This window comes from Desulfospira joergensenii DSM 10085 (genome assembly GCF_000420085.1).
Lineage (GTDB): Bacteria > Desulfobacterota > Desulfobacteria > Desulfobacterales > Desulfobacteraceae > Desulfospira > Desulfospira joergensenii.
The window spans coordinates 944,860-966,347 of sequence record NZ_ATUG01000003.1 but is presented as its reverse complement, the minus strand read 5'-3'; the positions used below and the strand labels follow the sequence as shown (position 1 = coordinate 966,347).

Genomic DNA, 21,488 nt, shown 5'->3' with positions numbered 1-21,488 from the left:
TCCTTATCTAGTAACCATTTAAAAAGCCTGACCTATACTATATCCCGGTAAGAGTATCAAGATGATTCCGGATCTTCAATTCAAGGATTTCTGATTGTAGTGTAGGGAAATTTCTTACAATTTTGATCACTCATTGATCATATTCCGAAGCACGTAGTGAAGAATTCCCTTGTTCCGGATATACTGGATTTCGATATCGGTATTTAATTTTACGATGGCCTTGAACTCCCGGGTCTCTTCCCCCCGGAGGGCTGAAATCGTCAGCAGGCTGTTGGGCTTAATCGTCTCCAGGCCCTGTATGGTGAAGGTTTCATCCCCCTCAAGGCCCAGGGATTCAAAGGATTCCCCTTCCCTGAAGACCAGGGGAAGAACCCCCATTCCCACCAGATTAGACCGGTGGATCCGCTCAAAGGACTCGGCGATGACGGCTCTGACGCCGAGGAGGCTGGTGCCTTTGGCTGCCCAGTCCCTGGAAGATCCCGTGCCGTACTCTTTGCCCCCGAATACCAGAAGAGGGGTTTCCTGGTTCTGGTATTCCTCGGCCGCATCAAAAACAGGGGCAATCTTTTTTTCCGGAAATTTCAGGGTGACCCCCCCGGTTTCCTCCACCAGCAGGTTTTTGATCCGGATATTGGCAAAGGTTCCCCGCATCATGACCTCGTGATTCCCCCGCCGGGAACCGTAGGAGTTGAATTCAAAGGGAAGAACCCCGGCATCCACAAGGTATTTCCCTGCCGGAGCCTCGACAGGGATGGCCCCGGCAGGGGAGATATGGTCTGTGGTGACCGAATCTCCCAGGACCAGCAGGGCCCTTGCCGCATGGATATCTTCCGGATCCGAGACATTCGGGGAAAAATCCTTGAAAAAGGGCGGATTCCGGATATAGGTGGAATCCGGATCAAAGTCGAATGTTGTGCTCTTGGAGACTTCAAGCTCCTGCCAGAGCTTGTCTCCTTTGAAGATATTGGCATATTGGTTTTTGAAAAAGGACTGTTTAACATGGGCTTCGACAAACCGGTTGATCTCTTCTCCCCCGGGCCAGATGTCCCTCATGAACACGGGCCGGCCCTCTTTGTCATTTCCAAGGGGTTCGGTCTCAAAATCGATATCGATTCTGCCGGCAATGGCATAGATGACCACCAGAATGGGGGACATGAGGAAATTGCCTTTCACAGCCTGGTGAATCCGGGCCTCAAAGTTCCGGTTTCCCGACAGGACTGAGATCACATCCAGGTCATTGGAGCGGATGGATTCCTCGATATAGGGATCCAGGGGACCGGAGTTGCCGATGCAGGTCATGCACCCGAACCCGGTGTTGTTGAATCCCAGGGCTTCAAAGGAATCGATGAGTTCGGCTTCCTTGAGGTAGTCCAGGACCACCCGGGAACCCGGGGAAAGGGAGGTTTTTACATACCATGGGATGGACAATCCCTTTTCAAAGGCCTTTTGCGCCGTAAGGCCGGCCCCGATCATGGTGTAGGGATTGGAGGTGTTTGTGCAGGAGGTAATGGCGGCAATGACTACGCTTCCGTTGGTCAGGCCGGGGGTGCCTTCCGTCTCCTTGAAATTGGGATCCTCTTTCGGGGGAGAAATCTGGATCTCTTTTCTATTGGCCAGATCGTAGATGGACCTGGTTTTTTCTTTTACCCCGGACAAAGAGATCCGGTCCTGGGGCCGGGTGGGGCCGGCCACGGAACTTTCAATGGAAGACAGGTCCACCTCGATGGTTTTTGAGAAGATCAGATCCTGGTCATGGGTGTTAAAGAATCCGGTTGCCCTGCAATAGGCCTCCACCCTTTTTGCGGTATCGCTCCGATTGGTTTTGACCAGGAAGTCCAGGGTATGCTGGTCAACCGGAAAAAATCCTGCGGTTGCCCCGTATTCCGGCGCCATATTGGAAATGGTGGCCCGGTCGGTAAGGCTCAGGTTCTTAAGCCCGGGTCCGGTGTATTCAACGATTTTCTCAACCACATTCTCCCGGCGCAGGATTTCAGTGACATAGAGGGCGATATCCGTGGATGTGATCTGTTTGGAGGGCTTTCCCAGAAATTTGACCCCGATGATTTCCGGCAGGTTCATGAAGTAGGGCTGTCCCAGCATGACCGCTTCAGCCTCAATGCCCCCGACGCCCCATCCCAGAACGCCCAGGGAATTGATCATGGTCGTGTGGGAGTCGGTTCCCACCAGGGTATCGGGAAAGGCAAACAGGGTATCCCGGGTCTTTTGGGTGGAGATCACCGTTGCCAGGTATTCCAGGTTGACCTGATGGCAGATGCCCGATTCAGGGGGGACCACCCTGAAGTTGTCAAAATTCTCCTGGGCCCATTTGAGAAGTTTGTACCGCTCCCGGTTTCTTTCGTACTCTTTCTGGGCGTTCAGGAAAAAAGCGTTTTTTTCTCTGAAATGATCTACCTGGATGGAATGGTCAATGACCAGGTCCACGGGAACCAGGGGATTGATTTTTTTGGGATCAAGGCCTGCATGGTGAACAGCATCCCGCATGGCGGCAAAATCAACCACAGCCGGAACCCCGGTAAAGTCCTGCATCAGGACCCGTCCCGGGAAAAACGGAATCAGCATCTGGCTCTGGGATTTGGTTCTGTAAAACTCACAGGCAGATAAGAGATCCTCCCAGCTTATCCCCGATGAATCCATGTTTCGAACCAGGTTTTCCAGAAGAATCCTGGCGGCAAACGGAAGCGACAGGATTTCCGGCACCTCTTTTTCTTTGAGCAGGCCAAGGTTGTAGAGGGTGTGATCTTTGCCGTTAAGGGGCATATCCTGTCTGATATTGTCGGCTTTCATTCGGGGTCTCCCAGATTAATTATTTAAGATTAGATCCCCTAGAATAATATCAAACGGGCAATAGATCAAGGAGCAATCATCCCCGATGGCATTTTAGCCGGCCTGTTCTTGAACTCTCAGATCCTTTCTCAAGATCTTCCCCACATTGGATTTGGGCAGTTCCTGCCTGAATTCCACCTCCACAGGCAGTTTGTACTTGGCCAGTTTTTCAGTGCAATAGTCGATGACTTCCTGCTGGGTCATTTCCTTTCCCTCTTTGAGAACCACAAAGGCTTTGACCGCTTCCCCCCGTTTGGGATGGGGAATACCGATACAGCAGGCTTCCAGGATTTTGGGGTGTTCGAACAGGACCTCGTCGATATCCCTTGGATATACATTGTAGCCGCCTGAGATGATCATGTCCTTGATCCGGTCGACAATGTAAAAATATCCGTCTTCGTCCATCTTGGCCACGTCCCCGGTATGGAGAAATCCGTCCGGGGTAATTGTTTTTTCGGTTTCTTCGGGTTTGTTCAGGTATCCTTTCATGACCTGGGGCCCCCTCATGAGCAACTCTCCGGCCTGGCCCACGGGCATTTCCTTTTCAGGATCGTCAATGTCGACGATCCTGCACTCGGTTTCCGGGATGGGCAGACCGATGGATCCCACTTTCCGGGTTCCCTTGAAGGGATTGATATGGGTGACCGGTGTGGTTTCGGTGAGGCCGTATCCCTCGACGATGACGGCACCTGTCTTTTCCTGGAAATTATTGATGACCTCCAGGGGAAGGGGCGCAGACCCTGAAAAGCATCCCTTGACGGAAGTCAGATCCGTGTGCTCAATGTTCGGGTGGTCCAGCATGCCGATATACATGGTGGGCACAAGGGGGGCAAAGGTGACCTTGAACTTGGAGACGGCCTCCAGGAGAGGTTCGGGCTGGGGCTTGGGCACCAGGATATTGGACCATGCCATGCTTACGGCAAAGTTCATGGAGGTGGACATGCCGAATACATGGAAAAAGGGAAGGGCACCCAGCATGACTTCATCCCCCTGCTTAAAGGAAGGGAACCAGGCCTGGACCTGCTGGATCTGGTGGGAGATGTTTTTATGGGTAAGCATGACCCCTTTGGAAACCCCGGTGGTCCCGCCGGTATACTGGTACATGGCAATATCGTCCATGCTGACTTCGGTCTGGGAATAGTCTGGTTCATTTGCTGCAATCACATCTTTGAATTTGTGAAGATCGGATGCAGGGGAGACATTGGCAGCCAGGCCCTTCTTTTTGGCTACCAGGGGAAAGAGCAGTCGCTTGACAAAGGGAAGATAATCTCCAATGGAGGTGTAGACAATGGTTTTTATCTTTGTTTTTTTTCTGAGTTCCACCATGCGCTTGACCAGCAGATCCAGGGTGATGAGAAATTTTGAATTTGAATCCGTAAACTGATGCTCCAGTTCCCTGTCTGAATAAAGCGGGTTGTTGAACACCACGACCCCCCCGATCCTTAAGGTGGCGTAATAGGCAACCACACAGGGGATCACGTTGGGCAGAAGGATGGCCACACTGTCCCCCTTTTGAATCCCAAAGCTCTTGAGTGCCGCCGAAAATCTTGCCACCATTTCGTTCAGCTCCCTGTAGCTCATGGAAAATCCCTGGAAAACCAGGGCTGTCTTGTCAGGGTAATCTTTGGCGGAATTTTCAAGGTATTGGGGGATGAGAATATCCTTGAAGTCAACGCTTCCGCTGATTCCCTGCTCATAGGAATTGAGCCATATTTTTTTTGTATAAATGCTTTGGTCAGACAAGATCATCTCCTTTTTTGAAATTGTAAGGTTAAAAGAGATACTTCGTGGTTCTTGATAAAAAGAAAAACAATGTTCTGTCAAGGAAAAAACGGTTTCACCTTAAAATTTTCATGGACCGGCCGGTTTTGAAAAATAAGCATCCGGACAAACGGTCCTGAAAGACCAAAGCTTATCCGGGCGCTTGAAACCGGGATATGATTTATGGTAGCCTGCCGCCCATGAAAGTCGTGAAGATAGGAGGCGGATGCCTCAAGGACGGGAAAGCCGCCAGGACAATTATTCAATTGATCGCTTCAAGGGGACAGGGGGATATATTTGTGGTTTCCGCCTTTTACGGGGTTACCAATATCCTGCTTTCCGGAATCGAATCCTCTCTGGAATCGGAAGAAAGCATTGGAAAAACCATAACCCAACTCAAAACCCTGCACCATGAAATTATTCATTTTCTATTCAGCGATCCGGCCCGGATTCATGAACTCAAAGAGAAGATGGATCGTGTTCTCCACAAACTGGAAAGATATTATTACGGCATCAGTTTTACAAGGGAGGCTACCCCCAGGATGCGGGACATGGTGGCCACATTCGGGGAGCGTATGTCGGCCCTGGTTCTTTCCGGGGCGGTTGAATTGCTGGGGGTGGACACGGGTATAGCCCTGCCCGAAGAACTCGGCATCATCACCGACGGGAAATTCATGGATGCCACGGCGCTTATGAATCCGACCGGGGAGAATTTAAAGGCTTTCATGGAAAGAGAGATGACCGGAAGCAAGGTCCTTTTTGTCCCGGGATTCTACGGGATCAGTGAAACCGGGGAAATCACCACCTTCGGGCGGGGGGGATCGGACTACTCCGCGGCTGTTGTGGCCGCCGGGGTCCGGGCTGAGGTTCTTGAGATCTGGAAGGATACACCCGGCTTCATGACGGCGGACCCGGACAATATTCCCCATTGCAGACTGATTCCCAGGCTGACCTATGAGGAGGCGGCCGAGCTGGCCTATACCGGGGCAGGGATACTCCATCCCCGCACCGTTGAACCGGTCCGGGCGTCAAGGATCGATATCGCCATTAAGAATACCTATGATCCCGATGCCCGGGGAAGCCTGATCACCGGTGATGCCATTGAAACGGACAGGGTCATCAAGAGTGTTTCCTATACAAAAGATATATCCATATTAAAGATCCATGCCTCGGGCGTGGGGGCCCGGCAGGGAATTCTCTCCCTGATTACGGAAGCCGTTTCCGGGCAGGGCATCAACATCAAATCCGTGATCACCTCCCAGACCTGTATCAGCCTCCTGGTTTCCAGAAAGGATATTGGCAGGGCCCATGAATGCGTTGGAAATATCCGTCCAATACCTTTTAGGGAAGCTTCATTCCGGGCCGATGTCGCCCTGGTCAGTATTGTGGGTGAGGGGTTGCACCTGAACCGGGGAATTGCAGCCAAATGTTTTACCGCCGTGTCCCGTGCCAATGTCAATGTGGAGATGATCTCTTCGGGTACCTCGGATGCGGCCCTTTATTTTCTGGTTCAGGAAAGCAGCCTGGACGATACCATCCAGGCCCTGCACGCCACTTTCTTCGACTGATTTTCAGTTTTCTTTAACAGAAAGAGGCGGGAACCTGAACTTCTTGGTTCCCGCCTCTTTCCCATGGATTGTGATGAACCGGTTTCCGACCCAGGCTAATCCAGAAGAGAACTCCTTCTTTTTTTTCTTGAAGAAACACTGTTTCCCAGGATCCAGCCCAGGAGGAGAACCCCCACCCCGGACAGGAACCACTTGATCATACCGGTTCTGAACTGATGGCTGGTCTGGTTTTCCAGCAGGGCGATATCCTTGGCAAGTTGCTTGTTCTCCCGGGTCAGGAGCTCACTCTTTTTGACGATCTGCTGGACATCCCCGGACTGGGCCAGAAGGGTATCGTATTTTTCCTGGAGAGACTTTACCTCTCCTTCAAGGGATTCAACTTTTTTCCGGGCCTCTTCCAGGGCCGACTTCATGGAGGCTGTTTTCTCTTCACTGGTCTCAGCCTGTTCGGATAATCGCCTTTTATCGTTTTCAAGTTCGGCCTGGAGGGCTTCAAGTTCTTTTTCCAGGGCCTGGTTCTGCTGGGTCAGCTTTTCGATAATAATGGTTTTCGGCGGATCGTAAACCACATATTGTTTTTCAACCCAGCCGGTTTCGCCGGAGGTCAGACGGACATTTAAATATCCGTCTTTTTCCTCCAGAACCTCTAAGGGGGTGTTGCTCTGCAGTGCCTTTTTAACAGCAAAGCTTTTGGACGGTCCCTCCCTGAATGTGAGAATCAGCATATCAGACACGTAGCCGGTCCTGGCCTGGACATATGGGGCAAACCCATGGAACAGGAGCGCAAGAACGGCAAATCCTAAAAAGATTTTTCTCATATTTTTATTGCCTCCATAGTTTTTTTTTGTTTCAATAGCAGTCCTTGTGCTATTTTACAATACCCAGGGGAAAAACTATCCTTAAAAAAAACTTGCCAAAGGGCGTGGAACAAATGTATCAAAACGAGCAGGGTCCCAAAAGGGATTTCAGAACCTTTTAGCGGGTTCAGGGAAAATGAATCAGGATTTATACAAAAAACTATGCATTGCCAACATCCTTAACGGGGTGACAGAGGGGCTTTCCAAATTTACCCGGGCCAGCCGGGTGAGCATGATTTTCGCCGCACGGTCCGATGACCCCCTGATGATATTCGATCCCAAGGGACTGCTCCGGGGGCATGAATCCAGACTCGAAGAGATGTTCTACACCCAGAACGGCCACTGGCGGGAGAGGATACAGGGGAAAATAGCGGCCCAGCCCAAGGGATATCTGATCCCCGAAAAAGACCTGGCCCTCTCGGGCCTGATTTCCTGCGGAGGAAGCTGTTCGGACTTCTTTTACCAGATCTGGTTTACGGAACACCATCCGGACATGTGTTCCAAAGGGCCCACGGAACGGTGGCTGGAGCAGGCCGCCACCCTCCTCATCCATGACTATAACGCAAGCAGCACAGCTATCAATGCCTCGGATTATGTATTAAAAAACTACTCCCTTCAGGCCATTGCCGATTCCATTGTGGATGAAAGGGAAAAAAACCTGCGGTTTGACAGCAAGATCCAGATCCCTCCCATCCTCAACTATATCCTGAACATATCCAAGACCCGGGAGGAGGGGGCCTGGGCCAGGGGAACCCTCTGTTTTGTGGATCCCTGGCAGATCGACGGAATCGATTTTATCACCAAGATCCAGAAGCATGAGCAGCCCCTGGTTTCCAATGTCAAGCATATCAGAAAGCTGCTTGTGGCGGTGGAAAGGTCAAACCGAAAACTGGTGTCGGACGGTATGTCCATCATCGGCATCACGGATGGAGAAACACCCGACTATGCCATCGCCGTTGAGTTTAAGGGGGATTACGGGTTTCTGAAAATCGGAAACGAAAACCTGGCCTCTTTCTTTGACGGCAGCTTCCACTCCACCACCCGGGAAGCCAAGATGGTGGAACTGGAAGAACTGCTCATGGATTCGGACATGGAAACCGAAACGTCCACTGTTCTTTTCCAGATGGTCACCAACCTGGTTCACAGCGCAGGACGGGCCCGCCACGGGTGTACTTTGGTGATTGATCTGAACGAAATCCCCGTACCCCTTTCCGGCCATGTATTGGAACCCTCCCTGAGCCTGCTGGAGCCGAAAAATATCAGCCTGGCCCGGTCTCTTCTCAAGATAGACGGTGCCGTGCACCTGACTGCGGATAGCCATATTCACGGATTCGGCTGCCTGCTGGACGGGAAAACCATCAATTGCGAAAATATGGCCCGGGGTGCCAGGTACAACTCGGCTTTGCGGTTTTCCGCGGACAATCCCAGGATCATTGTCGTGGTTGTGTCTTCAGACCGGCCTGTATCGATTATTTACAACGGAATAGAGATCAATGCCTTTTCCCAGTGGAAACCCAGTTATGCTTATTCACCGGAACTGATCACCCTGGAAAAATACCTAAAAGGAGTCCAACTATGAGCCACGACCACGACCACGACCACGATCATTCCCACGGCCACTCCCACGACCATAGCCACGATAACGATCATGACCATGGTCATTCCCACGACCATTCCCATGACGGCGAAATGAGCATGGAGGAGAAACTTGCCACCCTGCTTTCCCATTGGGTGGATCACAATGAGAGCCACAAGGATAATTATCTGTCATGGGCGGATAAGGCCCGTCAGTCCGGCCTGGCGGATATTGCCTCCAGCCTCAGGGAAGCCTGCCGCCTTTCCGGGGAGGTAACCCGGGCCCTTGAAAAGGCAAAGAATGCACTGGGAAAATCCTGAAACCCTGGCCGGCCAGCGGCTCATGCTGGGGTTCGAGGGCACCCGGTTCAACCGGGATGTGGAGGAGATCATCGACCGGTTTAAGGCCGGGGGGATCATCCTGTTCCGGCAGAACATCGAGTCACCGGACCAGGTGGCCCGGCTCTGCAGCCAGGCCCGGGAGTTTGCCGCATCCCTGGGACTGCCCCCGCTGTTCATTGCCGTTGACCAGGAGGGCGGGACCGTGGCCCGGCTGCGGGCCCCTTTTACCGAATTTCCAGGGAATCCCTTTATCCGGACGGAGCAGGAGGCAGAGCAATTTGCCCGGATCACGGCTCAAGAGCTGAAGGGTGCCGGAATCAACATGAATCTGGCTCCGGTCATGGATGTGGCTCCCAAAGGCCTGGATTCCATCATGAAAGACCGGGCCTTCCCCGGGGATGCCCAAAGGGTTTCCCTTCTCGGCTGCCGGGTCATCAAAACCCTGCAGGAAAACGGGATCATGGCCGTGGCCAAGCATTTCCCGGGTATTGGCCGGACCATCAAGGACTCCCATCATTTCCTGCCCGTACTCGACATCGACCCTGAAACTCTGGAAGAGGCGGATATCATCCCCTTTGCCGCGGCCAAGAAAGCCGGGGTTTCAGGCATTATGCTCTCCCATATCTCCTATCCCCGCCTGGATGACCAGTGGCAGGCCAGCCTCTCCCCGGTTATTGCCGGAGAGATGGTACGCAAAGGCCTGGGATATTCCGGCCTGACCCTGACCGATGACCTGGACATGAAGGCCATTTCCCACGACATGGAAACCTGCGTTCATCAGATCCTCAGGGCCGGAATCGATCTGGCCCTGATCTGCCATCAGGGACCCAATATGGAAATCGCCTTCAACGAGATGGTCCGGCTTCTGGAAACCGATGAAAAGCTCTATTCAGCAGGCCGGGAATCCCTGGACAGGATCATGGCAGCCAAGAAAAAGTATCTGTCGGAGTTGTTTTAGCGAGAACAGCAGGCTCGGAACCGACCCACATTCTGTCAACCCTTCTTTTTTTGTAGACAATTTTCTGTTGCTTTCCAGGTTTTTCCCATCACATTACACAAAGGGGGAATATACGGCAGCAGACATTTTTCAGCGATCAGGACTTTAAAGCCTGTATGGCTTTGATGGCGGAATGGTGTTTGAACGATAAGGTCTAAATATGGGCTTATTGCCTGATGCTCAATCACATTCACCTGATTGCAGTTCCTGAAACCAAGGATGGATTAAATCCGGCCGTTGGGGAAGCACACCGGCGATGTACGAGAATGATCAATTTCAGGGAAGGTTGACGCGGTCATTTATGGCAGGGGCGGTTCGCATCATTTATCACGGAAGAAAGTTACTTGTTGGCGTACACGCAGTATATTGAGTATAACCCGGTCCGTGCCGGTCTTGCAAAACGTCCTGAGGATTGGAAATGGAGCAGCGCCGGGGCAGATATGGATGAAAAGTGTGAATTACCGCCAAATGCGAAAATCGCTTGGATTTATCCAGGCAGGAATCGTCTGCAAGTCCATTCAGCGTTTGGGCCGCTTAAAAGTGTTGACCGGCATTATATCATTGTTTATACTCCAGTAAAAGCCATGGCAGGGTCAACATGCCAAATATTAAAACTACGTCGTGATACACTTAATTAATTTTCGTAAAAACGGATATGCTTGTTAGAGACCTTAACGTTTCAAGGTGTTATCTGTTTTTTTTCAAGGTGTTTCTATGCTCTTCATGAAAGCTTTTTTTAAACAACAGGAAAGAAAAAAAACTCTAGGAAAATAGAAACGTATGCGGCGGCATTTTATTTCCTGATGGTATGCCTTATCCCGGGGCTGCTTCCCGTGCATTCTGCTGCTGCACAGGACCAGGCAACCCGGGCTCCGGACAGGATCGTTACCCGGGCTGATGAAACAGGGGATGAAAAAGAGCTGGAAGACCTGCTCCATATCCTGGATAAATACACCGAACTGGCCACCAAATCAAAACTGAACGCGGATTTCGTTCCGGGCATGGTCACGGTATTGAACGGTGATGATTTACAGGCCAGGGGCGTGCAGTTCGTATGGGAGGCCCTGAACTTGGTGCCGGGGATTGAAACCTCCATCATCTCCGGTGGCTCAATCGACATCGTGGCAAGGGGGGTTGGCAAAACAGGAGCAGGCGGACACATAAAATATCAGGTAAACGGCATTGCCATGAATACGGCACAATTGGGGCAGGCATGGATGGTTCCCTACCTGCCCATTGCCCAGGTTGACCGCATTGAAGTGATTGTGGGTCCCGGATCCGCTGTTCACGGCGGGTATGCCTATGCCGGTGTAGTCAATGTGATCACGAAAAAAGGCCAGAACAAGATAACCGGATCCGTGGGAAGTTACCGTTCTTTTATGGGGACCGGCATATGGTCTTTTAGTGAGCCGGAAAAGGATCTTTCACTCAGTATCAATCTGGCATGGGCAAACTCCGACGGAGCAGATACCGGTTCAGGAGAAGATACGGCCTACAATCTTGGGATGGCGGATATTTCCAGCGCCCCGGGACCGGCCAACGAAGTGCAGAGAGAACGCACGGGGATGCTTGAGTTCGCCCTTAAGGATTTTTCAGTATCTGCCTATTATCTTGAACATGGGTTTGGAGATCATTTTGGTTTCGGCAGTTTTCTGCCGCCGCCTGACAACGGCATTAAATTTCAGTTTAAAAATTACGGTGCCCAGGTGCAGCAGGAGTTCAACCCCGTATCAGGCCTGGAAGTGGCCCTGTCACTGGGGTACCTTGAGCACGAGTATGCCACTTCGAATATGGTTTTTGCCCCTGCCGGGTATGCCGGGATTTATACGGACGGGATGATTGTCCAGCCCTATTACCGGGAATCCAGGATTGACGGCGGTATTGATCTGAACTGGGAAGGTTTTGATCGTCACACCTTAATACTGGACTATTCCTTTTCAAAAATAGAGGTGGAAGAAATCTGGCATGAAACCAATTTCATACCGTCCACCGGCGCCCCTATTTCTTCCATGACACGGTTTTCAGGTTCGGAAAGCTGGATGGATGAAAATATAGACCGCTTTCGGAACAGTATCACCCTGCAGGATGAGATTGAAGTGGGCCCGGCTGTTGGGATCACTGCAGGCCTTCGTTTCGATTATTATGATGATGTGGGTTCGGACTTAAGTCCCAGGCTGGCGGTGGTCTGGCGGGCCACGGACAACCATATTTTCAAGACCCAGTATGCCCATGCATTCCGCCCGCCGACCTTTAACCAGATGTACACCAAAAACAATCCTATTCTACTGGGCAATAAAGATATTGACAGTGAAACCGTGGATACCTATGAACTGGGATATATATACCGTTCAACCGGGCACGTTTCCCGAATAACCGTTTTCTATTCAGATTTAGAGAACCTTATTGTATCGGATCCGGTGGCCGGAACGTACGTCAATTCCGATGAATCAACCGATATCAAGGGGGTGGAATATTCCCTTGAACAGCGGTTGGGAAGCCACCTGAAACTGGATGGGACTCTGTCTTATGTTGACGCAGACACTACACTGGACGGAACCACATCAATTATCGCCAACTGGCTTGGCAATATCGGGCTGCTGTATGAATACAGTCCAGACATAATCTTTAACCTCCAGGGTCGTTATGTTGGTGATCGAAACAGGGAGCCTCTGGATACCCGGGATGACCTGAATGCCTACTTTACAATGGATACTACCGGTACATTTAACAATCTGTGGATATCAGGTCTGACGTTGCGAATGGGGGTGAAAAATATCTTTGATGCGGATGTCCGTGATCCGGCAGTGACCACCTTTGATTTTTCAGGAAACGTGGTGCCGACATATGCCCAGGATTATCCCCGTCCCGGCAGAAGATGGTGGATGAGCCTAAGTTATGAATTCTAGCAGGCACTTAATCAGGGCCATGGAGAATAAGCCGGGCCGTGACCTCTTCCCAAGGTGAACCGGCCTGCTGCTGCTTCTGCTCTTTCTTTGTTTTGTCTGGAGCAGTGCCCATTCACTGGAAACAGAAGAAATCCGACTTCAAGCGGGCCTCAGCCTTTTCCAAAGCGTCCTGACGGCAGACCTGGATATCCGGAGGAAAAAGGGGGCTGACGGATCCCTTCTTCTGGTTCTGATATACAAAGACAATAAAAACAGTGCCAAAAATATTGCGCAAGATTTGGAAGATAACGGACGCATTCATGGGATCCCGATTCGGGTAGAAGTCACTACCGACACTTCCCTGGAACAGTATTCGAAGGAACCGCCGGCGGGCATTTTCCTGGTCCAGGAAATCAGCGACGACCTGGAGCGGGTCATCAATTTCGGCAAACTCCACAAGATTATCGTGTTTTCACCATTTGAAGGCGATGTGGAGGCCGGGGTCCTGGGAGGTATTCATATCAGCGAAAGAATGCTGCCGTATATCAACCAGAGGACTCTGGATGCTTCCGGCATAAAGATAAAGCCTTTCTTTCTGAGGGTATCGAAACATTATGAAGACTAAGTATAAGTCCGGATACTGGTCTTCCCTCAAAGGGCGCATCACCATGATGTTTATAATTCTTGCAGCTGTGATGGAAGGCTTGCTGCTGGTTTACTGGATAACCGTTCTTGAGCCCCGTCTGGAGGCGGGAGTTGAATCCAATATCAGATCCCTGGCCCAATCTCAGACCCTTGCATTATCGACCCGGTTGTCCGAGCCTGATATTGACAAGGACCAGGTTGTCAGATTAATGGAAACCCTTCTGCTGCTGAAAGATCCATTGTCCGGAATGCCGCTGGTTCTTTCCGTGGAGCTGGAGATGGACTATGATGCCGTTGATGCAGAGCCGGAGTCGCTGGATCTGGTCAGCAGCATAACAGGCGGGCCGGGACAGGGGATCTGGGGCTATGAAGTTGAAGTCCCGGTCTTTTCCAATGAAACCAATGAACTTCTGGGAATTGCCAGGTTTTACGGCAGCAAAGCTTTTTTCCTTCGCGTGAAAAAGGATGTCCAGAAAGGATTTCTCATCGGTACGGTCTATATCCTTGTGCTTTTATTCCTGAGCTGGTGGTCTGTTATCATTCTTCTGCGCCCCCTGAACGAACTGGCCCGTATGCTGAGCCGCCGGAGCGGCGATGCAAATAAAAGTCTGCCCCGGCTGAAAGGTGTGGTCAGCAATGAGGTCCAACTGATAAAATCAGCCCTGGATGACCTTTTCAGCAGGATACGTAAAGACACGTCCAATCTGGTAGCTTTAAATGTTATCCTTTCAACCCAGCAGGAAACATCTCTGGATGCCATACTCGTGCTGGATGCGACAGACAGGCAGGTCCTGTCAAACCGGCAATTTTTTAAAATGTGGCGTATTCCGAAAGATATTGCGCCCTCAATGATAAAGGAACAGGCGCTTGACCTGATTCTTGACAGGCTTGCCATGCCTGATCTGTTCCATGACAAGATGGTAAATCTGAACGAGCACCCTGAAGAAAAAAGCCATGGAGAACTCGTGTTAAAGGACGGCCGAATCGTTGACCATTACTCCTCTCCCATGTTTGATCCTGAACAAAACCATCTCGGGCGGGTCTGGTATTTCAGGGACATCACTGAAAAGAAACTATCGGAAGAGGCTCTGAAACAAAACTTTAATCAGCTCAAAGCCATTTACAATACACTTCCGGTCATTGTCTGGTCGGCAGACGAAAATGGGATTTTTACCCTGTCAGAGGGCCGGGAACTTGCGGCCCTCGGGCTGCAGCCCGCAGAAGTTGTGGGATTGTCTGCCTTTGATTTATATCAGGACAATTCTCTCATTATCGAAAATCTGAAAAAAGCATTGAAAGGCGAATACTGTGAATACGAGACAGAGGTATCCGGTACTGTATTTGACACTTTCCTGACGCCTTTTTATAACGACGATGATAAGGTTGCCGGTTTGTACGGCCTGGCAATAAATATTACGGAAAAAAAATTAGTGGAAGCAGAGCTTCGAAGTCTGCGCAATTATCTTGCCAATATCATCGACTCCATGCCGTCGGTGCTGGTGGGGGTGGACAGGGACGGCCAGGTTACTCAATGGAACCGGAAAGCACAACAGGTCACAGGTATTTCACCGGAATCAGCAAAAGGACAGCCGCTTCACAAAGCATTCCCTGTTCTCTCCGATAAACTGGAGAGTGTCAGGCAGGCTATTAATATGAGGCAGATTTGCTCTGATCCGCGACAGGCACGAAAAGAAGAAGACCAGACACGGTATGAGGATGTTACGATCTATCCTCTGGTGGCCAATGGGGTTGAAGGCGCCGTTATCCGGATTGATGACGTGACGGAACAGGTCCGGCTGGAAGAAATGATGGTGCAGTCTGAAAAGATGCTGTCTGTTGGCGGACTTGCCGCGGGCATGGCCCATGAGATTAACAATCCCCTGGCCGGAATTATGCAGACCGCCCAGGTTTTGAAATCAAGGCTCAATGACCCGAATATGCCGGCCAACCTTCGTGCTGCGGAAGCCAGCGGTGTTTCCATGGAGAATTTAAACGTATTCATGGAGAAAAGAGGTATTTTCCGGATGGTGGATGCCATTAACGAGTCCGGTAAACGGATGGCGGGTATTGTTGATAATATGCTCAGCTTTGCCAGAAAAACAGATGCGAGTGTCAGCAGCCATCATATGGGGCAACTGATGGATAAGATTATTGAACTTGCGTCTACAGATTTTGATCTGAAAAAACAATATGATTTTAAAACAATCAAAATTATCAAAGAATACGAGGAGAATCTTCCCATGGTTCCCTGTGAAGGAACAAAAATTCAGCAGGTCATATTGAATATTCTGCGCAACGGTGCCCAGGCCATGCAATCGGAGCATGCTGCTAAAGATGTTCCCCCTTGTTTTATCCTTAGAATTTCTGTTGAAAATGAAAACGCCATGCTGAGAATTGAAATTGAAGACAATGGGCCGGGGATGGACGATGCAACATGCAAAAGGGTCTTTGAGCCTTTTTTTACCACCAAAGCTGTAGGCGTTGGTACCGGTCTTGGTCTTTCCGTGTCATATTTCATCATTACTGAAAATCATGGAGGCGATATGCAGGTGGTGTCCCAAATCGGCTCTGGAACGACCTTTATCATACGCTTGCCACTCGAAGGAAAAATGTGATTAACACAGGGACAATCAAACAAGCATTAAAAAGAGGTCTTTACAGTTCGGAAGGATTTTGTCTGCTGATTTTTTTTTCGAAGGGGGGCGGCGGGTGATTGAACGGCAGATCATCTTTTCAGTGATGCCGGGATGAGGCTCCTTTAAACCGGTGCGAAGCATTCTTACATCATCATTCAAAAATGTTCTAAATTTTATTCCGTGAAAAAACATCATGCTCATGAATGCACAAATCCCCCTGCTCAATCATCACCGATCCCCTGGCCGCAATCATGGCGGCATTGTCCCCGCACAGGGAGGCGGGCGGGGCAAAGACCCGGATCCCCTCTTTTCCGGCCCTTTCCCTTAATGCCTGGGCAAAGGTCTGGTTGGCTGAAACCCCGCCAGAGATTCCGATCCTAGGGCAGTTTCGGGCCTGGGCAGCCTGGATGAGCTTGGTGCCGAGCACATCAATCACCGCGGCCTGGAACGAGGCTGCCACCCGGGCCTTGTCCTTAGGCGAAGAGATCTTTTGTTCGTGGATAAACCTGGCCACGGCGGATTTGAGTCCGCTGAAACTGAAATCAAAGCTGTTCTTTTCCAGGAGACTCCGGGGAAATTGAATGTTGGGTGAAGCCGTCCGGGCCAGCTTTTCAATCACAGGCCCCCCGGGGTATCCCAGATCGAGCATCTTGGAGACCTTGTCAAAGGCCTCCCCGGCTGCATCGTCCCGGGTCTGGCCCATGAGTTCGAATTGGGTCTTTGAAGCCACATAATAGATATTGGTGTGTCCCCCCGAGACCACCAGTGTGATCAGGGGCAGGGCCGGCGGATCGTCCATCAGGAAAAGGGAATAAATATGGGCTTCCAGGTGGTTGACCCCGGCAAGGGGCAGGTTCCTGGCATGGGCAAAGGCCTTGGCAAATGAGAATCCCACCAGCAGGGCACCGATGAGTCCGGGACCCCGGGTGGCGGCTACCCCGTTGATTTGGTCCAGGGAGATTCCGGCCTTTTGTATGGCTTCATCCACCACCGGGATGATGGCTTCCACGTGCATGCGGGAGGCCAGTTCCGGTACCACCCCGCCGTATCTGTGGTGGACATCCACCTGGGAGGCCACAACAGAAGAGAGGATCCGGGTCCTGTCTTCCACCACTGCAGCAGCGGTTTCGTCGCAGGAAGATTCAATCCCGAGAATGATCATGGATGTGAGTCAATGGGAATCAGACCCATTGGGTCTGGATTTCATTGTTTTCCCTGGGGGTGATTTCCCCGATATGATAGGCCTTGATATCCATGGCAGCCAGCCGGTCCATGATCTCCTGGGCAGAAGGTTCAGGGACAATGGTGACCATGCCGATGCCGTTGTTAAAGGTCCGGTGCATTTCCTCGTCTGAAACCTTGCCCTCTTTCTGCAGGAGTTTGAATATGGGGGGCACTTCCCAGGCGTCCTTACGGATGATCGCCTTGCAGACATCGGGCATGACCCGGATGATGTTTTCATCAATGCCGCCGCCGGTGATATGGACCAGCCCGTGGACAGGAAGATCCCTGAGCAGGCTGAGGATGGTCTGAACGTAAATTATGGTGGGCTTGAGCAGTTCCTCTCCCAGGGTGATGCCCAGATCCGGAATCTTGGTGGAGACCGTGTATCCGCATTTTTCAAAGAGGATTTTTCTAACCAGGGAGAACCCGTTGGAGTGAACCCCGCTGGAGGCAATGCCGATGAGTTGGTGGCCGGGCCGTACATAGGAGCCGTCGATGATTTTATCGTTGTCCACGATGCCCACGGCAAACCCGGACATGTCATACTCCCCTTCCAAATACATACCCGGCATCTCAGCGGTTTCCCCGCCGATCAGGGCGCAGCCGGCGTCGGTGCAGCCCCGGGCTATTCCGGCAACGATCTGCTCGGCCACCCGGTTGTCAAGGGTTCCCATGGCAAGATAATCCAGGAAAAACAAGGGCTTTGCCCCCTGGACAATGATATCGTTGACGCACATGGCCACCAGATCAATGCCGATGGTGTCATGTTTGTCCATTTGAAATGCGATTTTCAGTTTGGTCCCCACTCCGTCTGTGGAGCTGACCAGAACAGGGTTTGAGATATTGGAAAGATTCAGGGAAAAAAGTCCGCCAAAACCACCGATCTCTCCCATTACACCGGAACGGGGGGTGGATTTTGCCAGATCTTTTATCCGGTCGACCAGTTCATTTGCCTTATCAATATCAACACCTGAATCTGCATATGTCAGGGAGTCGCTCATAAAAATCTACCTTCGTGGATTAAGGATTATTCCGTTTTAAAGCCCTGCAATAATAAACGCAACCGGTCGAAAAGTCAAAAGCTTTTTGACAACCGCAGCGTTATATTGTATCTAGTCTGATTTTAAGTGCTGCCCGAGGGAACTCATAAAATCGGGGTTTCTTCTTAAGATTTAAGATTGAGAGAATTTAAACCGGAGAGTATATATCCATGAAAATTATCCAGATCGGAATCCTGGGATTTGGGATCGTGGGCACGGGTGTGGCAAAGCTGCTGACCCAGAAAAAAGAGCTATTGGAAGCCAGAACCGGGGCCTGCCTGAAGCTGAATGCCATTGCCGATATCGATGTGATAACGGACCGGGGCATTGCGCTCCAGGATACCCGGCTGGTCACCGATGCCATGGAGATCATCAATGATCCGGAGATCGATATCGTGGTGGAACTCATCGGAGGAACCTCCATTGCCAGGGAATTCATGGTCAAGGCCCTTGAACAGGGCAAACATGTGGTGACGGCCAACAAGGCCCTGCTGGCCGAATTTGGGAATGACCTGGTCAAAACGGCCAGGACCAACCAGGTGGATCTGGCCTTTGAAGCCAGCTGCGGGGGCTGCATGCCCATAATCAAATCCTTGAGGGAGTCACTGGTGGCCAATGATATCCGGTCCATGTCCGCCATTCTCAACGGGACCTGCAACTATATTCTCACCAAGATTTCCAGGGACGGCTCCAGTTTTGAAGATGCCCTGAAAACAGCCCAGGAACTGGGATTTGCCGAGGCAGAGCCTTCCCTGGACATCGACGGTCACGACACAGCCCACAAGCTGGCCATTTTAAATTCCCTGGCCTGGGGTATGGAGATCAACCTCAAGGACATCCACGTGGAGGGGATCCGGAATATCACCCCCGTGGACATTGAATTTGCCCGTTCCTTTGGCTATACCATCAAGCTCCTGGCCATCGGGAAAGTCCAGGGGGAGCATGTGGAGGCAAGGGTCCATCCCACCATGATCAACGACTCCAATCCCCTGTCCTATGTGGACCACTCCATGAACGCCATTGCCATTGATGCAGATGCCACGGAAAAGACCATGCTTTACGGCCACGGGGCCGGTATGATGCCCACGGCCAGCGCCGTTTTAAGCGACATTGCCGACATTGCCCGGAACATCATCTCCGATGCCCGGCGCAGGGTTCCCATCCTGGGATATCCGGAAGACAATATAAGGAAAATTCCCATCCTGCCCATGAAAGAACTGGTGACCCAATATTATCTCAGGTTCGAAGCCCAGGATCATCCCGGAGTACTGGCCAGGATCTCCGGGATTCTGGGGGAAAACAGCATCAGTATCAAGTCTGTTCACCAGAAGGGGCGGAACAACAACGGCAAGGTGCCGGTGGTCATGATCACCCATACCGCCAAGGAGGAATGGGTCCAGAAGGCATTGGCCGGAATTTCCGCTTCAGACTGCGTGGTGGGGGAACCGGTGATCATTCGCATTGAAGAGGAAAATCAGGAATAGACAGGAGCTGTAGAAGATGAATTTAGTTGTTGCCGATCTGGAAGGGGTGTTTTTACCCGAAATATGGATCAATGTGGCCCAGAAAACCGGGATTGAGGAGCTTAAACTGACCACACGGGATATCAGCGACTATGATGTGCTCATGACCCGGAGGCTGGCCATTCTCAAGGAAAACAATTTAAAGATCCAGGATATCCAGGAGGTCATTGCCGGCCTGGACCCTCTGCCCGGGGCCGCCGGAATCCTGGACTGGATCCGGTCCCAGACCCAGATCATCATCCTTTCAGATACATTTGAAGAGTTTGCCAGGCCCCTCATGGCCAAGCTCAAGTTTCCCACCCTGCTGTGCCACAATCTCACCATTGACGCCTCGGGCAATATCACGGATTACAATATCCGGATAGAAAATCAAAAGGCCATGGCCGTCAAGGCCCTGAAAAATCTGAACTATCGGGTGATTGCATTCGGGGATTCCTACAACGACATCGGCATGATCCAGGAAGCCGACCAGGGCTTTTTCTTTACACCCCCTGAAACCGTGGTTCAGGAGTTCCCGGAAATCCCGGTCACCCGGGATTATGATCAATTGAAAACCATGATCGCTTCTTTGCTTAAAAATGAAATTTGACCTAACCCGGCTCAGCCGGATCCGAGCCCTGGTCATCGGGGATCTCATGATAGACGAATATTTCTGGGGAAGGGTGGAGAGAATTTCCCCGGAAGCCCCGGTTCCCGTTGTGACCGTTGAGAGGGAAAGCCATACCCTGGGCGGGGCCGGAAACGTGATCAACAACCTCAAGGCTGTGGGCGCCCGGGTCTCTGCCGTGGGCACGGCTGGAACCGGTGTGGCCGGGAAAATGATATTTGAGAAGTTAAACGACCTTGCTGTGGAAACCGACGGCATTGTCAGTGAGCCCGAACGCCCCACCACCCGGAAAACACGGGTGATTGCCTCCAACCAGCAGGTGCTCAGGATCGACAAGGAGATCAAGCGGAATATCTCGGACGCCACCCTTGATCGCCTGACCGCTATTGTTCAAGAGAAGGTGGAAACCTGCGATCTCATCATCATCTCCGATTACGACAAGGGCCTGGTCACCCGGGATCTGGTCGCCCGGACCGCGGCCATTGCCGGAGAAAGGAAAATTCCGGTTCTGGCCGACCCCAAATCATTGGACTTCACCAAATACGCTGGGGTCTCTTTGCTGACCCCCAACCAGAAAGAGGCCGGGCTTGCCGCCCATATCGATATTCAGAGCCCTGAGGATCTTTTTACCGCCGGAAACAAGATCCTGGATCAGGCCGGACTTGAGCGGCTGATCATCACCTGCGGCAAGGACGGCATGGTCCTGTTCGAAAAGGACAGGGATCCGTATACCATCGAGTCCAAGGCCCGGCAAGTCTTTGACGTTTCCGGGGCAGGGGATACGGTCATCTCCTTCCTGGGCTTGGGGCTGGCCTCAGGTGCCTCTTTTATCGAAAGCGCCATGCTGGCCAATGCCGCAGCCGGAATCGTTGTGGGCAAGGTGGGAACGGCCACGGCCTCCATTGAAGAACTGGATCAGGCATTGAAGGCAAGTTTATAAAAAATCCCTTGACTCCGGATACTGTTTGGTCTATATTAGGATGA

General features: G+C 51.5%; 15 protein-coding genes. 10 read left to right on the top strand and 5 right to left on the bottom strand.

The features are described from left to right. Positions 1-126: 126 nt before the first annotated feature. The gene (gene acnA / locus F608_RS0128590) at positions 127-2,805 is read right to left on the bottom strand and encodes an aconitate hydratase AcnA (protein ID WP_022669180.1); all 2,679 of its coding nucleotides are present in this window, start codon (positions 2,803-2,805) and stop codon (positions 127-129) included. A gap of 93 nt (positions 2,806-2,898) precedes the next feature. Further along, positions 2,899-4,587, bottom strand: coding sequence for a long-chain-fatty-acid--CoA ligase (locus F608_RS0128585; RefSeq protein WP_022669179.1), 1,689 nt, complete (start codon positions 4,585-4,587; stop codon positions 2,899-2,901). Positions 4,588-4,781: 194 nt separating this feature from the next. Here F608_RS0128585 and F608_RS0128575 point away from each other — a divergent pair, with 194 nt between their 5' ends. Then, entirely contained in the window at positions 4,782-6,173 is a 1,392-nt protein-coding gene (locus F608_RS0128575) for an aspartate kinase (RefSeq protein WP_244154349.1), read from the top strand. 95 nt (positions 6,174-6,268) lie between these two features. Here the strand turns inward: F608_RS0128575 and F608_RS0128570 are convergent, their stop codons facing one another. Next, on the bottom strand, positions 6,269-6,991 hold the full coding sequence (locus F608_RS0128570) for a TIGR04211 family SH3 domain-containing protein (protein WP_022669176.1): 723 nt from the start codon (positions 6,989-6,991) through the stop codon (positions 6,269-6,271). A gap of 175 nt (positions 6,992-7,166) precedes the next feature. Here F608_RS0128570 and F608_RS0128565 point away from each other — a divergent pair, with 175 nt between their 5' ends. The 6 genes from F608_RS0128565 to F608_RS37050 all read left to right on the top strand — a co-directional run bounded on the left by F608_RS0128565 (position 7,167) and on the right by F608_RS37050 (position 16,089). Further along, the gene (locus tag F608_RS0128565) at positions 7,167-8,609 is read left to right on the top strand and encodes a DNA integrity scanning protein DisA nucleotide-binding domain protein (protein ID WP_022669175.1); all 1,443 of its coding nucleotides are present in this window, start codon (positions 7,167-7,169) and stop codon (positions 8,607-8,609) included. Continuing rightward, positions 8,606-8,926 carry a DUF8180 domain-containing protein gene (locus F608_RS36615; protein ID WP_022669174.1) on the top strand — a complete coding sequence of 107 codons (321 nt, stop codon included), beginning with the start codon at positions 8,606-8,608 and terminating at the stop codon, positions 8,924-8,926. Before F608_RS0128565 ends, F608_RS36615 begins: the two co-directional genes overlap by 4 nt. Then, the gene (locus F608_RS0128555) at positions 8,892-9,905 is read left to right on the top strand and encodes a glycoside hydrolase family 3 N-terminal domain-containing protein (protein ID WP_244154348.1); all 1,014 of its coding nucleotides are present in this window, start codon (positions 8,892-8,894) and stop codon (positions 9,903-9,905) included. The genes F608_RS36615 and F608_RS0128555 overlap by 35 nt, the downstream gene beginning before the upstream one ends. 872 nt (positions 9,906-10,777) lie before the next feature. Further along, positions 10,778-12,850 (top strand): TonB-dependent receptor plug domain-containing protein, encoded by a 2,073-nt coding sequence (locus F608_RS0128550; protein ID WP_208599557.1) that lies wholly within the window; start codon positions 10,778-10,780, stop codon positions 12,848-12,850. A 277-nt stretch (positions 12,851-13,127) separates the two neighbouring features. Next, a complete protein-coding gene (locus tag F608_RS0128540) occupies positions 13,128-13,454 on the top strand; it encodes a hypothetical protein (protein ID WP_022669170.1) in 327 nt (108 codons plus the stop codon). Further along, positions 13,444-16,089, top strand: coding sequence for a PAS domain-containing sensor histidine kinase (locus tag F608_RS37050; RefSeq protein WP_022669169.1), 2,646 nt, complete (start codon positions 13,444-13,446; stop codon positions 16,087-16,089). The genes F608_RS0128540 and F608_RS37050 overlap by 11 nt, the downstream gene beginning before the upstream one ends. Before the next feature lie 187 nt (positions 16,090-16,276). On the opposite strand, the gene tsaD is transcribed toward F608_RS37050, so the two are convergent. Together tsaD and purM are read right to left on the bottom strand one after the other, a co-directional pair. After that, positions 16,277-17,272 (bottom strand): tRNA (adenosine(37)-N6)-threonylcarbamoyltransferase complex transferase subunit TsaD, encoded by a 996-nt coding sequence (gene tsaD, locus F608_RS0128525; protein ID WP_022669167.1) that lies wholly within the window; start codon positions 17,270-17,272, stop codon positions 16,277-16,279. 19 nt (positions 17,273-17,291) lie between these two features. Continuing rightward, positions 17,292-18,335, bottom strand: coding sequence for a phosphoribosylformylglycinamidine cyclo-ligase (gene purM, locus F608_RS0128520; protein ID WP_022669166.1), 1,044 nt, complete (start codon positions 18,333-18,335; stop codon positions 17,292-17,294). Between the two features lie 209 nt (positions 18,336-18,544). On the opposite strand from purM, the gene F608_RS0128515 reads away from it, so the two are divergent. From F608_RS0128515 to rfaE1, 3 genes are read left to right on the top strand one after another with little or no spacing between them, the layout of a single operon-like run. After that, on the top strand, positions 18,545-19,858 hold the full coding sequence (locus F608_RS0128515) for a homoserine dehydrogenase (RefSeq protein WP_022669165.1): 1,314 nt from the start codon (positions 18,545-18,547) through the stop codon (positions 19,856-19,858). Between the two features lie 16 nt (positions 19,859-19,874). Next, positions 19,875-20,486, top strand: a complete 612-nt coding sequence (thrH, locus tag F608_RS0128510; protein ID WP_022669164.1) for a bifunctional phosphoserine phosphatase/homoserine phosphotransferase ThrH — start codon at positions 19,875-19,877, stop codon at positions 20,484-20,486. Beyond that, positions 20,476-21,444 carry a D-glycero-beta-D-manno-heptose-7-phosphate kinase gene (gene rfaE1 / locus F608_RS0128505; protein ID WP_022669163.1) on the top strand — a complete coding sequence of 323 codons (969 nt, stop codon included), beginning with the start codon at positions 20,476-20,478 and terminating at the stop codon, positions 21,442-21,444. Before thrH ends, rfaE1 begins: the two co-directional genes overlap by 11 nt. Positions 21,445-21,488: the final 44 nt, after the last annotated feature.